This window comes from Vibrio sp. PBL-C16 (assembly GCF_034321865.1).
In the GTDB taxonomy this organism is placed as follows: Bacteria; Pseudomonadota; Gammaproteobacteria; order Enterobacterales; family Vibrionaceae; genus Vibrio; species Vibrio alginolyticus.
Window position 1 is genome coordinate 1,197,312 of record NZ_JAXLNY010000002.1, and the last position, 14,353, is coordinate 1,211,664.

Below are 14,353 nucleotides of genomic sequence, written 5' to 3' on the forward strand. Positions count from 1 at the left end.
TGCGTTGGTTTTCGTGTTTAAGGTGGTGTGCGGCGGCTTTGGTATTGCGTTGCTCACACCTTAACAGGGCGTTATGCTCTTTCTCAAACTTATAAGTATGAGCACTTTACGTATTTAACAAATACCACTTTGTATCTGTCCTAGCATCTTTATCAGAAATGAGGTTTCTATCCCTTATTTGACTCTAACTTCTTTGAAAACCATCGCTGCCCCCAAAAAATTGCCTTCTGTCTTATCTAACTTTTCAGTGGTTTGATAGAGTTATGATCCGGTGTGTAAGGAGGGGTTTAGATGGGAACTATCATAGGATTGGTCATTTTAGCTGCGATAGATTGGTATCTTGTTCGTAAAACAGGACTTCATATACATCAACTAATTTCCAAAAAGTATGCCGAACATTCACGTGGCAAAGAACATCGTAAATAAGATCTCTTTAGGCATAATCTAACTGTATGCAGCGTTGGAATTTTAAGGTGTCCACTGATAGAACAAGCATAACAAAGCATTTAAGAGTGATTCGCAACGCTTGGCGGTTTCGCTTCGCTCAAGTATAGCCAAGCGCCGCTCACACCTTAATGCGGCGTTAGTTCCCCAGAGGCAGCAATCAATCCGTAGGGAATTTTTGTTTCTGGTGGAGTACACGCATAACTCGGATGATATCGCCCTCGACCCAGTAAGAGACAATCATCGAAATCTCAGGAATAATGAGCAATCGTCCGCGAATGCCATCTCGTTGTACACCCATTAAAGGTTGTTCAAGCCAGTTTTCTACTTTTGCTTCAATTAGGTTGTCAGTTTTTTCTGCCGCATCAGGGTTGAAGTCATAGAGAAACTCGAAGATCTTCTCACGATCATTAAGTGACTCTTCTTCCCATAAAATCATTGCGTACCTCGATTACGGATTCTGGCTTTGCGCTCTTCCATTCGAGACTTAGCTGTTTGGTGCTCAACGAAAACGGATTTTCCTGAGTCAAACTTCTCAAATGCTAGGTTTACTTGTTCAGTTAGCCATGCATCGTGAGATAATGTTTTTCTTTGTTGTTCAGCGAGTTGCTCTGTAAGTTCACGGCAAGCATCACTTAGAGTTCGACCTTGGCTTTCAGCCATTTGTTGAGCTAGGCGTTTTGTTTCTTCATCAACACGAAATTGAATTCTAGTGTCCATGACGTATTCCTTTGTTGGTGTGTGTACAAATGTTAGCACTAGGCTTTGAGATGGGCAACTAACAAACTGTTTAAGAGTGATTCACAACGCGTGGCATTTTTACCATGCGTTGTGTTTGGTGGTTAAGGTGGTATGCGGCGGCATCGGTATTGCGTTGCTCACACCTTAACAGGGCGTTAGGCGAATAAAATAGTATTCATTATAAAGGTAAATTGTGTGGATTTATTTACACCAAGATTCAAAGAAAAAGCACTCCATCCGTACTTTGTCAGACTAATCAAAGAATCAAAGTATGCTCCGGTACGAGAAGTAATCGCAGAGTGGGCTAAGGGGATGGAACACCGAAAAGGTGAAATGATAAAGTTCATTGACGAGTTTCAACTCAGCTTTAACTCCTCCTTATGGGAGTTGTATTTAAACAAAGCGTTCAAAGATCTTGGCTTTGAAATAGATTACTCTAAAGAGTCACCAGACTTTTGCTTAACTTCTAAAAATGGTCAAGTAATCAATGTAGAAGCGGTCACGACTAACAATGCCCAAAATAGAGACAAAGCGTATTACGAAAGGGACATAGTGAGCGAATCGAGTCAACAAGAAATGGGCGAGTTTTTAGATGAAGCAACTATTAAGCTACTTGGTGTAATTCGAGATAAAAAGAAACTATTCACTGGTGAAGACGCTAAAGAACATCCTTATTCATCTCTTGAACATGTTAAAAACAAACCTTTTGTTATCGCAGTAGCTCCATTCGATAATCATTTGTCATTCACACAAAATAATATGGCGATTAATCGAGTGTTGTTTGGTATTAACCCGCCAAGACAAAACCATTTTGGAGAGATTGTTCAAGATAAAGTGCAATATGTTGAGAAAAAGAATGGTACCAAATTGGACTTGGGCATCTTTACTAATGATTCTTATAAAGAAATAAGTGCGGTCATTTTTTCAACGACAGGCATGTTTGGAAAGGCTATTGTCGAAAGTAAAATTGACGCTATGATTCGAGCTACAAAGTATAGACAGTTTTCTCTCAAGCAGTTTCGGGCTAACAAAAGGAAGAATACACTAGGTAAGTCTGAAAAACGGATTAGTGCCACCCATGACATAATATCTCTTCGTTACCCTATTGGGGATATAGTTGGAGGCTCTGATATGCATTTTTGCCACACATCAGAGTGGCGAGAAAGTCATGTAGATGGTCTCCATGTCTACTACAACCCTTTTGCGGAAGTTCCACTCGATAGAAAGTTGCTTAATACCATGCAAATAACCCAAAACAGCTACGATACAAAGGCTAATCATTCAATCCAAATCCATCATGATGGGTGTTTGGTTTCTAGGCAAGTGTACACAAACGACGAGCAATAATTCGCCTAACAAACTGTTTAAGAGTGATTCGCAACGCGTGGCATTTTTACTATGCGTTGCGTTAAGTGTTTAAGGTGGTATGCGGCGGCATCGGCATTGCGTTGCTCACACCTTAACAGGGCGTTATATTTTTAATTGGCTAGGTTAGGCTCTGAGGATAAAGATGTATATTGAGTCACAAGAAAAAATCTACTACAGCAACAAAGAACCAATTCCGTTGGATGATGTTATCGCATCACTACAAGGGTATTCAGAATTAATAAAAATGCTTCCAACGGTGCTTGAACACCTTGATGACAGCCTCGTTATTGAAGACATCAAGGTTTACGTTGATGAGGTCAGTAAAGGTAGCCTTTGGGAGGTCTTACTAATTGGTTTAGCTTTTGGTAGTCAGCAATCACTAGATTGCCATTTGACTGGTGTAAACGACTGGGCTCATGAAAAACTTATGAATGCAGGAATAACTAACAAGAATATTCGAAACGGCTTGATTGTACTAGTAGCAATACTTGCTGTAACAGGAGCCTCTATGGCGCTTGATCACATGAAAAAGTTGCTTGGTGGGCGCGACGAGAGCACTGCTACAATCCAAGCAAACAATAACATATTCATCAATATAGGAGCTGAAGCATACGGTACAACGCCAGATGCAATTCAGTCTGCAATTGCTCATGCAATTGAGGTGCATGGTCAAACAAAGGTTGCTAAAGAAGCAAGAAAAATTATTGCACCAGCTAAGTTAGAGCAGGGAGCTGAAGTTAAGTTTTTCTCTGGTGCCAATGCATCTGATGCACCAATAGTAACTTTTGATAGTGAGTTGGTGGAGGCTCTTCCAAGTTATGATTTCAATGAGGGCGATGTATCTATTCCTCAAAATAACGTCGATGTTTACATTACTAGCATGGATCTGGAGCGTCATAAAACTGGCTGGGCTGCGCATATCCCTTCGATCTCCGAAAACAAAAGGATTCCAATTAGCTTTAACTCAGACGAGAATCTTGAGCAAATTGCTTTTGAGCGAAACTATAAAGCCAATATTACAGTCGTATATGGGCGTGACAAAAAGTCTGGAGACTTAAAACCAAAGCGTGCACTGATCACTTCATTAGGACAGAAGCTCGAAAAAGGTTTTAAAGACAAAAAAATATAACAAACTGTTTAAGAGTGATTCGCAACGCGTGGCATTTTTACTATGCGTTGGTTTTAGTGTTTAAGGTGGTATGCGGTAGCTTCGGTATTGCGTTGCTCACACCTTAACAGGGCGTTATGTGCTTGGAGGAATTAATATGCAAAAGAAGCAAATTGCAAAATACATATTATTTTTCCTTGGTATTGGAATTGTTATAGCTGTTGGCTTTGAACAGCTGTTCTTTCGAGGAAAGCTTATAGATACTCATCACGGCGTGGTTCTATCTTCGTGGGATAACACCGATGCTTCTGGTAAAAGCCGAAGCATCCACATTTATAGAGCAGCTGTAAAGTTAGAGCATGGTGAGGTTGTACAGGTTATATGCAAGTCGATCTGTATTGAGGGCAAGGAGGTTATTGTTGAACAGTACAAGCCATTGTTTGGCAGCTATAGCAACTATTACAGTTCATTATTGGCTCCGTGAAAAATGTAACTACACACATAACAAACTGTTTAAGAGTGATTCGCAACGCGTGGCATTTTTACTATGCGTTGGTTTTAGTGTTTAAGGTGGTATGCGGCGGCTTAGGTATTGCGTTGCTCACACCTTAACAGAGCGTTATGTTCTAGGAGATGTACATGGATAATACTAGAGAATTTTGGCTTAAAGAACTTGAGCAAGCAAAACAGTCCGGGAATCAACAGCAAGTTGATAACTACAATTATCTTTTGTCGACGTACACTGATTCGTATTTTGACAACCTTACGCAGTTTTTTGACAAATTACCTAATGATGGTGACTTAATGCTGCTCGTTCTGAAAGGTCATTTACTCGTTGAGCAGCAAATTCGTAGCTACGTAAACAATCACTTCCCAAATCAAAAGGCACTCAAAGGAGTGTTTAAAGAAACATCTACAGTGATCAGCCTCGGTCGTGCGTACTGTGATGATAACTGTGAAGAGACGATGCAATTGTGGGATTGTTTTGCGAAGTTGAACAATATTCGAAATCATATGGCACACAATATCAACCATACTGGTTTAGAGCACAAAATAGAGGACTTCTTAGTCAAGTCTCAAAGATTTGTGTCTTTTTTACCGGATAGCGACAGTGTTTTCGATCGTATGCACAGCGCCATCAATGCTATTTACCAAAAAGCGTTATATCTTGCGACAGTACAAGAAAAGCAATATCAACACTTCGTTGAGTCACGAACATAACAAACTGTTTAAGAGTGATTCGCAACGCGTGGCATTTGTATCATGCGTTGGTTTTAGTGTTTAAGGTGGTATGCGGGAGCTTCGGTATTGCATTGCTCACACCTTAACAGGGCGTTATGGCGCAGGGCAAAGTCCAGCTAAGGGGACTAGATGAGTGATAAAGTGAAAGTGGCCCTGAAATGGCTCAAAGATCTCTTGGAGGCTGAGGGTGTTGAATACCAAATTGTTGGTGGGTTAGCGGCAACTATTCATGGTGGAAGTCGTGAAATTGCTGATATCGATCTTTATATTCGCAATTCTGACGCAAACAAGGTCTTAGCTCGCGTATCGAAGTTCATATCTAAACCGTTAACTCATTACACTGAGTACGGTTGGGATTTAGAGTATTTCCAGCTGGTTTACCAAAATCAAAAAATTGAAATCGGCTTATCTCAAAACACGAAGATACAATCAGCTCTCGATGGTTCTTGGCATGAGCTTAAAATCTACTTTTCAGAGTCAGTGGTAAAACTCTATCAAGGTATCGAATTACCAGTGATTCCAGTTCATCGTCTCGTTGAGTACAAGCGAATACTGGGTAGGGAAGTCGACCTAATAGACATACAAGAACTAACGTTGAGTTCAGCGCCATAACAAACAATTTAAGAGTGATTCAGCACGCTTGGCATTTTTGGTTTGGGTTTAGTTCAGTGTTTACGGTAGTCAATTTGAGTACGGTGGTCGCGTGCTTCACACCTTAATTGGGCGTTATGTCTCTAATCGAAAAAGCCCAAGCGTTTTAGTTGCTTGGGCTTTGCTTACAGGCATTAATTTGGAGTAGAGCGGTAATGCTCTCTCACCTTTTTGCCATTACGTGTGTGTGCTGGTACGTGCACTTTCTTTTTACCACTTTGTGTTTTAGCCATAAGGTTCTCCTCATAGGTTTGACCAAAAGTAATGACACTACATATTGTGTTTTTGTTGTCCTAGTGTTCAATATATTGTTGTTTTTCCTCTGTAGCAATACATTTATCCATGCTCTAATAATGGTTTATTAATGGTGTGATCAACGTCTAAGCTGAGTGTGAAATCTGATGTAAGATACATAACAATCTGTTTAAGAGTGATTCGCAACGCTTGGCATTTTCGCTATGCGTTGTGTTTAGTGTTTAAGGTGATTTGCGGCGGCTTCGGTATTGCGTTGCTCACACCTTAACAGGGCGTTATGTGCAGGAGATGAAATGAACAGATATGGTGATGTTGCTATAGAAGCTACTCACATAGCTCAAACTGGAGTCTGTCCAGTTGAAGCTTGGAATACAGCTGCAGAAAAAGAGTTCAAGAACAATGTCGCTTCCATCAAAAAAAGTTGTCCCAAAAACGCTTTTCTAGGTTTAGCTGAAAGTGGCCTTGTCGTTGGTGTGCCCAAAGGAAGTTATACAAAATCAGTTTTAAATAAACAGTATGCTTTAGAGGCAGTTAGGCTGTTAAACGAAAATCCAGGCATGCAAAATGACATCAAAAAACTCTGGGTTCAGTCATGTGGTTCTGAGTCTAAAGTGCATAATAGCCAAATGGATGTTGTTGTGGCACTGTGGTCTCGAGGACTGCTGGAATAAGCACATAACAAACTGTTCAAGAGGGATTCGCAACGCGTGGCATTTTTACTTTGCGTTGGTTTAAGTGATTAAGGTGGTATGCGGCAGCTTCGGTATTGCGTTGCTCACCCCTTAACAGGGCGTTAGCACACAGGCGAATGTCGTTAGATATGAGGTATATAATTTGTTGGATTACGAGAAAGATAAGCGCATAAACTTATATGACGACAGGGGTTCTGAACCATTCTTTAATGATCTAGCCAACATGAGCGATTTCGCTTACAGATTAGAAACGTTGATCGCTTCGGGAGATTTGTCATATGAGAGGTCGGATAAGAATCCTGATATATCAAGCATCGTTATGCTGAATGAGTTTAACCAAGACTTCGACGCGATGATTTTCTTCAAGTTAGATGAAAGCGAAAAAATCCATTCAGTATTTGTTGTAACCAAAAATGATATTAATGGTGAAAATCGGACATTTACATATAGTGTTGGTTACTATGTACAGGAAAGTTCAAGGGGGTCTGGTAAGTGCAAAGAACTTGTTAATATCAGTATTGAAGAAATAGAGTCTTTTTTGAGTAACAATGGTCCTAACTACGATCTTGGTGCAGATGATAGCTTTAATTATGTACTCGAATCAGTCGTCAGTATAGAAAATGAACCGTCCAATAAGATTGCATCTTCCCTTTTACATGATGGTAGTCCAATAGTTAAAGCAAAAGAATATCGTTCCCAGGAAGAATCTAATGTTTACAGATTAGAGCTTGAGAATAGATCTGTGTGCTAACAAACTGTTTAAGAGTGATTCGCAACGCGTGGCATTTTGACTATGCGTTGGTTTTAGTGTTTAAGGTGGTATGCGGGAGCTTCGGTATTGCGTTGCTCACACCTTAACGGGGCGTTATAAAGCTCGAAGAAAAAGGAAATTTCGTGGAAATTCGAACAGGTAAACTTGAAGATGTTGCTGGTATCACCGACATCTTTAATTTTTATATTGAGCACACTAATGCACGCTTTGAGGAAGTTCCATTTACTCTGGAAAATCGTCAGAAATGGTTTTCTCAGTTTTCTAGTACTACCAAATATCAACTATATGTAGCCAAAAAAAACGGCGTGTTGCTAGGTTTTGCATGTTCCCAACAGTACAGAGCAATTTCAGCTTTTGACGACACCGTAGAAGTGACCGTTTATCTGGCACAAGAAGCTAAAGGGAAAGGTTTAGGTTCTAAACTATATACTCAGTTGTTCTCATCAATTCGTGCTTATGGTGTTCATCGTGTATTGTCGGGTGTTGCATTACCAAACGACGCATCAGTGGCATTACACAAACGGTTTGGTTTCAGAGAAGTCGGAGTTTTCAATGAGTATGCAAAGAAAAATGGACAGTACATTAGCTCGGTGTGGTTAGAAAAGGCGTTTAACGTAGAGTCCGCTTTATAACAAACAATTTAAGAGTGATTCGGCACGCGTAGCGTTTTTACTATGCGTTAGTTTTAGTGATTAAGGCGGTATGCGGCGGCATCGGTATTGCGTGCCTCACACCTTAATTGGGCGTTAGCAATATAAGAGGAAATCAATATGTCAGGAATCACAGATTTAGATGAATTATTGCGCTCGATGAGTCCAAAATTAATGGAATCAGAGTTCGTGTTTTGTACAGTTTCTGGCGTGTTAGCAAACTATGTTGACCTAAATCCGGTTGCCACATTTATCGAATCTGAGGGCTTAACTTTAGTCCTAGAGAAGTCGGTGGCAGAAAATGCAGGTTTGTCGTTTGATGGCACGTATAGCCAAATTACTTTAACGGTTCACTCTAGTTTGGAAGCTGTTGGTCTTACAGCAGCAGTTGCTAGCAAATTAGCTTCAAAGGGCATTAGTGCTAATGTCATTGCAGCTTATTATCACGACCATATCTTTGTTCAAAGTGGTAAGGCTAAAGCGGCAGTATCAGCATTAGAAGAGTTCAGTGCATAACGTTGAGCCATATTGCTAACAAAGCATTTAAGAGTGATTCCTAACGCTTGGCATTTTTCATTCCATCGTTGAGTTCAGTGTTTACGGTGGTATGGTTGAGTTTCGTGGTCGCGTTACTCACACCTTAATGCGGCGTTAGCTTATGAGCATCAAAATCAAACAAATCTAGCTCATGGTAGCTCGGTGTTCTTCCTCAAATTCAATGCGTTGAATTAGTACCATGCTAAATATCGTGCAACCTAAAACCGACTCGAATCAGTTTTTACTGGTGTTTTGGAGCTGTGTTGTTTTAGTCTTTCTTGGTCTTGGTCTTGGTCTTGGTCTTGGTCTTGGTCTTGGTCTTGGTCTTGGTTGCTATAGGGAATGTTTAGTCCGCCTAATCTGCACTAATATTTGAGTTCTACATTTGGAAGTAGCAAGTAAAATTTCAGCTTCAGTGGGTGAAGTTCCGTGAGTCTCCACGCTTGGCATTTTTAGCTTGGTTCAAGTAAATTCAAAGCCCATCACTTGTAGTTATCGGCTCAGTGTTAGGAATCAAGCTCAGTGCTTTCTTCAAAGTCAGATGTTGCTTAGTTTTCTTGGACTTGGCGGGTAATAAGCTAACAAAATGTTTAAGAGGGATTCCCAACGCTTAGCATGTTTGGTTCTGGTCAAGTACAGTGTTTATGATGGTCAGGTTAAGTTTCGTGGTCGGCGTTGCTCACCCCTTAACATGGCGTTAGTTTGCAAGAGGAAAAACGTGGCTATATCGCAAGATCTAGCGGTAAAAGTTCATGTCGTATCGGCATTTAACTTCAGTGTTAATCAGCGTGGTAAAGAACCAAAATTGGCATCGTTTCAGCGGTTGATTTGTTCTTTGGTGCTGTGACTTTTTGGGTAACTGAGTCGAACTTTTTTGCTGAAACTCTGCTCTGTGAGTTTGTTGGTACAAAAGCCGATTTACTCGCTGCAAGGACGTTTTCTCTGGTGTGGTAAGTTCACGTGGTTTCAGTGACTTTGTTGAAAGTCCGCATTGTGAGATTGGTTTTCCAAAAGTACTTTTTGGTGTTGTGAGTTCGTTTTCTGCGGCGTTGTTTGTTCCAAGTGGTTTCATTGACTAGCCGCTTTGAGACTACGCCTGACTTAAGTGCATTAAAGTACATAAGGTTTGTTGTTCGCAAAGTTTAAAATAACGTAAAATCAACACTTTGGGTTTGCAAACTAACAAACTGCTCAAGAGGGATTCACAACGCGTGGCATTTTTACTATGCGTTGAATTTAGTGATTGAGGTGGTTTGCAGCGGCTTCGGTATTGCGTTGTTCACCCCTTAGCAGGGCGTTAGCATGCGGGAGTAATATGAAGAAAATTCTCATCATCGGTAATTCTGGCTCAGGCAAGAGTTGGTTGTCGAAACAGTTATCCCGAAAACTTCATTTGCAAGAAGTTAACTTGGACTCGATTGTATGGGAGCCAGGTGGCTATAATCAAAAACGCTCCACCGGAGCAATCGAAAATGAAATTGCTAGTATAAAGTCTCAATGCAACTGGGTAGTTGAGGGAGTATTTGGTGCTTTAGCCGAACAGCTTATTTTTTCTGCTGACATGCTGTTGTTTTTGGATTTGGAATGGTCTGAATGTGAAAGTTCTCTTTATGCTCGTGGTTCGGAGAGCTCGAAGCAACTTACTGAGGAACAGGCGGAGAAGAATTTTCGTGAATTATTAAAATGGGCTTCTGAATACTCGGTTCGCGAATCCAAAAGTTCACGACAGTTCCATCAGCAATTGTTCAGAGATTTTCACGGTTCTAAAGTACGTTTCACAACACGCTCTCAAGTGAATGAGTTTGTAGCGGAAACAACATGCTAACAAACTGTTTAAGAGTGATTCGCAACGCGTGGCATTTTTACTATGCGTTGCTTTTAGTGTTTAAGGTGGCATGCGGCGGCATAGGTATTGCGTTGCTCACACCTTAACAGGGCGTTATGTTGAGAGAAGGTTCTATGAAAACATTATTAAGGCAAAAAAGAGTATTAAATATCAATATATTGAATCAGTTTATAATGAGAACTGGATTTTTTGGTATGTTGGCTTATTACTTGGCTGAAATAGCAAAGGAGCCTTTTTCAACTCAACTTGCATATATTGCGTTTTTCTCAGCTTTATCACTGGCTGTTGATTTTTTAGCCTCAAGGAAAACTAAGGAATCGGAAGAAGTTATTTTAGATAATGGTTGCCTAATTTTCTTACACGTTAATCTTAATGTATCTACTATTAGCGAGATTTTATATGTACAGACCAAAAGGTTTGAACATACAATACGATTTCGATTCAAGAATCAAACTTATCAAGATTTTGAATTAGCGTCACCGGATTTAATCGAGGATTTACGTTTTTATAATTTTTTAGTTGAGAATCAGCTTCCAGTAAAAATGTTAGATAGCGACGAGCGCATTGCGTGATTTTTCAACATAACAAACTGTTTAAGAGTGATTCGCAACGCGTGGCATTTTTACTATGCGTTGTGTTTAGTGTTTAAGGTGATATGCGGCGGCATCGGTATTGCGTTGCTCACACCTTAACAGGGCGTTAGTACGGGTTTGACATCAAAGGTCATAAGTTTTGGTGTTTATCTGTTTTGGCGCTCGTCTTTACACCTTTCAGTTTGTACCTTTCACGTTCTTTCCGGTGGCACTATGTGCGGAGTGTTTGCTTTGATTTCACCGTTTACGGCTTCTAACTCTTAGTCTATTTCTTTGGCGCTTCTTCATTTTCGTAGTGGCTTTTGAGAGAACCTTTATAACTATTGGTGTGGCTGTTGAAGTACGAGGAAAGAATCCTTTTCTAATTTGAAGCTAGTGAATGTAGGGTAGTTCAGTGCGTTTTTCTTCTAGCCAACTTTCGTCTTTCAATAGGGGTAAAGTTTTGTAGGTGCCCGTCTCACTTCAGTGTTCAAAGCCTCTCATATCATGCCATTTTTCAATATCTTGGAGCGCATAAATAGAAGTAGCGCATGTACTAACAAGTTGCTTAAGAGTGATTCGTAACGCGTGGCATTTTTACTTTGCGGTGGGTTATGTGATTAAGGCGCTGTGCGGTAGTTTTTGTATTGCGTTACTCACACCTTAGCAAGGCGTTAGGCTTACTTGGAGGAATAGTGAAATATTCATTGAGACAAGCTGTAGATTCAGATATCGACTTTCTTCTTAATCTGCGTGATATAACGATGGGTAAGTACCTTAAAGATTGTGGTATGCCTATAACGGAAGATGCGTATTTAAGTCGAATATTATACGAATTTGAACATGCGAAAATTATTGAAGTCGCTGGTTCTTCGGCTGGTTTGTTCAAAGCAAAATTTAACGAAGATTCTAACGAATGGTATCTTGTCCAAATTCAAATCCATCCAAACTACCAAAATCAAAATATAGCAAGTTCTCTTATTTCAATGTTAATCGGTAAAGCCAACCTTACGGGCAGTTCGGTTGGGCTTAGTGTATTAAAAACAAATCCCGCTAAACACTTGTATTCAAGGTTAGGTTTTGTAATGGTTGGCGAAAATGAGCTGGAGTATCTCATGCAGCATAAGCCTAACAAAGCGTTTAAGAGGGACTCCTAACGCTTGGCGGTTCTAGCTCAAAGTTCAGCTTAAGTGTTTATGGCTTAATGTTTAAGTTTAGGTGGTATCGCGTTCTCGCCCCTTAACGCGGCGTTAGCTGTTTGAGAAACAAATGAAAATAATCGATAAGCCGTTATTTTGGCTATATGTTAAAACGCGAGACTCAGTCTTTTCATCATTTAAAGGTTTTTCCTCTCTACTCTTAGTCATTGTTATTGCTGCTATAGTGTCAGGTAACAAATCTCCCGAAAACACCTTCATGTCTTACATGTTGTATCTGTTGGTGCTTAGTGTACCTACCTCAATGGGTCTTATGCTTTTGAAGCTTAAGTTTCGAAAAGTTGCAGGCTCCATTCCTAGGGCAGAGTTAGCGTACTTTTTACAGAATAATAAAGGTATCGAGCTGGAAAATGCTGCAAAAGGGATATTTTCGCTCTACCTATCATTGATGATTTATCTCTGGTTTTTGATGATGGTTGTTGCAGTTTTGGGACCTTTGATTTTAATGCTAGTGTTGTAGTTCACAGCTAACAATCTGTTCAAGAGGGATTCGCAACGCGTGGCATTTTCACTATGCGTTGGTTTAAGTGATTAAGGTGGTGTGCGGCGGCTTCAGTATGGCGTTGCTCACCCCTTAACAGGGCGTTAGGCATCAAAGGTTACAAATGTACAGCTCGATATTGATAATATTGTTTGGTCTTTTAGTTTCACTTGGTGCAGTTTCGGGTACTTGCACACAGGGAGATGATGGGCGTTTTTATGCTTCGATAATGTATGGCTCAGTACTGTTCATTCTCATCATAGTCAGGCTTCTTCGAGAAAATAGAGGTTCAAAATTTATATGGATTACGCCCTTAATTGCTTTGTTGGCTACTATGTCGGTAACTTATTTCTGGGCTCCTTTTGTAATTGAAACGACCATTGAAGGTCATCATTTGTGTGGCAAAGAATTTGATTCTCATTTGGTAGAGTCTGATGCCTTGTCTAGAGGCATACCAACGCTTCATATTGTTTTCTCGTTGGTTATTTTCATGCTTTCATGTTGGAAGTTAATTAGGTGCAAAACTGGTAAGTAGTTTGTGGTGACAAGATGCCTAACAAACTGCTCAAGAGGGATTCGCAACGCGTGGCATTTTCACTATGCGTTGAATTTAGTGATTAAGGTGGTTTGCGGCGGCTTTGGTATTGCGTTGCTCACCCCTTAGCAGGGCGTTATGTGCTTTCGGAGAAAACGATGAATAAGTGTCTAATCATCATATTGGCTGGTCTTTCGTTTGGTGCCCTAGCTGAAGAAGAGTCCATTGACTGTAATAATGCGATGACTACAATCGAGATAAATCAATGCGCCGCTATTGAACTAGAGTCAGCACAAGTTAAATTAGACAAATATCTAAGCTCTAGCTTTGAACACAACTCTTATGATCCAGAACTAATAGCAGCAATTAAACTTGCTCAACAGGATTGGCAAGCATATATGTCCTCTCACTGTGATTCGGTTTATACGCAATGGCGTGACGGAACTATTCGTGGAATTATGGCGATATCGTGCAAAACTAAGTTAACTAAACAAAGAACACACGAATTATGGGAAAACTTTTTAACTTATATGGACAGTACACCACCAGTTTTACCGGAGCCAAGTGTAGAGTAGGTTTCAACCACGCACATAACAAACTGTTCAAGAGTGATTCGCAACGCGTGGCATTTTTACTATGCGTTGAATTTGGTGATTAAGGTGGTATGCGGCGGCTTTTGTATTGCGTTGCTCACACCTTAACAGGGCGTTATGTAGCCGCGAGAGGACGGTAAGCTAAAAGGATTTATATATGTTAAATATTCGGCAAGCTCGCATTGAAGATATCAGTGTTATCAAGAAACTACAGTTTCAGCTTAATGAGTATCATCAAGCAAATTTACCTGATGACTTTTTATCACCGGAAGAAATTGAACAAAAAATAGACCTACACAAGATAATCAAAAGTGAAAGCTCGATTTTTCTGGTAGCCGAAAGCAAAGGGCAGTTAGTAGGTTTTGTTTTTGGTGAGCTATGGGTTCGTAAGTCTTGGACGCTCAAACAGCGAAAAATCGCGAGCATTGAACAAATAGTAGTGGATTCATGCTTTAGAAGCCAAGGCGTTGGATTGGCGCTAATAGAGGCATTTGAGGAAAGGGCTATTTCTAACGGCGGAGAAGAGCTGTTTTTAGAAGTATATTCCTTCAATGAATCTGCTTTAGGTTTGTATCGCAAAGCTGGTATTGTCCCCAAAATCCTAATTGGGCAGAAAGCACTAAGCTGAAAGTCGGCTACATAACAAATT

17 protein-coding genes are annotated in these 14,353 nt (G+C 40.3%); 15 read left to right on the forward strand and 2 right to left on the reverse strand.

All coding sequences use genetic code 11. The annotated features are described in order from the left end of the window. Positions 1–604: 604 nt before the first annotated feature. Both UQW94_RS13775 and UQW94_RS13780 read right to left on the reverse strand, forming a co-directional pair. Entirely contained in the window at positions 605–883 is a 279-nt protein-coding gene (locus tag UQW94_RS13775) for a type II toxin-antitoxin system RelE/ParE family toxin (RefSeq protein ID WP_322142287.1), read from the reverse strand. Further along, positions 880–1,164 (reverse strand): type II toxin-antitoxin system RelB/DinJ family antitoxin, encoded by a 285-nt coding sequence (locus UQW94_RS13780; RefSeq protein ID WP_038141525.1) that lies wholly within the window; start codon positions 1,162–1,164, stop codon positions 880–882. The genes UQW94_RS13775 and UQW94_RS13780 overlap by 4 nt, the downstream gene beginning before the upstream one ends. A 216-nt stretch (positions 1,165–1,380) precedes the next feature. On the opposite strand from UQW94_RS13780, the gene UQW94_RS13785 reads away from it, so the two are divergent. The 15 genes from UQW94_RS13785 to UQW94_RS13855 all read left to right on the forward strand — a co-directional run bounded on the left by UQW94_RS13785 (position 1,381) and on the right by UQW94_RS13855 (position 14,332). After that, positions 1,381–2,532: a hypothetical protein gene (locus UQW94_RS13785; RefSeq protein ID WP_213964663.1), complete on the forward strand. Its 1,152-nt coding sequence runs from the start codon at positions 1,381–1,383 to the stop codon at positions 2,530–2,532. Between the two features lie 163 nt (positions 2,533–2,695). After that, positions 2,696–3,682: a hypothetical protein gene (locus UQW94_RS13790; RefSeq protein WP_050633414.1), complete on the forward strand. Its 987-nt coding sequence runs from the start codon at positions 2,696–2,698 to the stop codon at positions 3,680–3,682. 136 nt (positions 3,683–3,818) lie between these two features. Continuing rightward, the gene (locus tag UQW94_RS13795) at positions 3,819–4,145 is read left to right on the forward strand and encodes a hypothetical protein (protein ID WP_322142288.1); all 327 of its coding nucleotides are present in this window, start codon (positions 3,819–3,821) and stop codon (positions 4,143–4,145) included. Between the two features lie 155 nt (positions 4,146–4,300). Continuing rightward, a complete protein-coding gene (locus UQW94_RS13800) occupies positions 4,301–4,882 on the forward strand; it encodes a hypothetical protein (protein ID WP_322142289.1) in 582 nt (193 codons plus the stop codon). 150 nt (positions 4,883–5,032) lie between these two features. Beyond that, entirely contained in the window at positions 5,033–5,515 is a 483-nt protein-coding gene (locus UQW94_RS13805; protein ID WP_021448821.1) for a hypothetical protein, read from the forward strand. A 587-nt stretch (positions 5,516–6,102) separates the two neighbouring features. Beyond that, positions 6,103–6,480, forward strand: coding sequence for a DUF6979 family protein (locus tag UQW94_RS13810; protein ID WP_322142290.1), 378 nt, complete (start codon positions 6,103–6,105; stop codon positions 6,478–6,480). 244 nt (positions 6,481–6,724) lie between these two features. Continuing rightward, positions 6,725–7,252 (forward strand): hypothetical protein, encoded by a 528-nt coding sequence (locus UQW94_RS13815; protein WP_322142291.1) that lies wholly within the window; start codon positions 6,725–6,727, stop codon positions 7,250–7,252. Between the two features lie 143 nt (positions 7,253–7,395). Continuing rightward, a complete protein-coding gene (locus UQW94_RS13820) occupies positions 7,396–7,905 on the forward strand; it encodes an N-acetyltransferase family protein (protein ID WP_322142292.1) in 510 nt (169 codons plus the stop codon). A gap of 138 nt (positions 7,906–8,043) precedes the next feature. Continuing rightward, the gene (locus UQW94_RS13825) at positions 8,044–8,439 is read left to right on the forward strand and encodes an ACT domain-containing protein (protein WP_167415294.1); all 396 of its coding nucleotides are present in this window, start codon (positions 8,044–8,046) and stop codon (positions 8,437–8,439) included. Positions 8,440–9,775: 1,336 nt separating this feature from the next. Continuing rightward, on the forward strand, positions 9,776–10,285 hold the full coding sequence (locus tag UQW94_RS13830; protein ID WP_322142293.1) for an AAA family ATPase: 510 nt from the start codon (positions 9,776–9,778) through the stop codon (positions 10,283–10,285). Positions 10,286–10,419: 134 nt separating this feature from the next. Further along, positions 10,420–10,878: a hypothetical protein gene (locus UQW94_RS13835; protein WP_213970109.1), complete on the forward strand. Its 459-nt coding sequence runs from the start codon at positions 10,420–10,422 to the stop codon at positions 10,876–10,878. 695 nt (positions 10,879–11,573) lie between these two features. Beyond that, positions 11,574–12,035, forward strand: coding sequence for a GNAT family N-acetyltransferase (locus UQW94_RS13840; protein ID WP_062907560.1), 462 nt, complete (start codon positions 11,574–11,576; stop codon positions 12,033–12,035). Positions 12,036–12,147: 112 nt separating this feature from the next. After that, on the forward strand, positions 12,148–12,555 hold the full coding sequence (locus tag UQW94_RS13845) for a hypothetical protein (protein ID WP_031781085.1): 408 nt from the start codon (positions 12,148–12,150) through the stop codon (positions 12,553–12,555). A 714-nt stretch (positions 12,556–13,269) separates the two neighbouring features. Then, on the forward strand, positions 13,270–13,686 hold the full coding sequence (locus UQW94_RS13850; RefSeq protein ID WP_025767307.1) for a lysozyme inhibitor LprI family protein: 417 nt from the start codon (positions 13,270–13,272) through the stop codon (positions 13,684–13,686). A 175-nt stretch (positions 13,687–13,861) separates the two neighbouring features. Further along, entirely contained in the window at positions 13,862–14,332 is a 471-nt protein-coding gene (locus tag UQW94_RS13855) for a GNAT family N-acetyltransferase (RefSeq protein WP_005386960.1), read from the forward strand. Positions 14,333–14,353 lie beyond the last annotated feature (21 nt).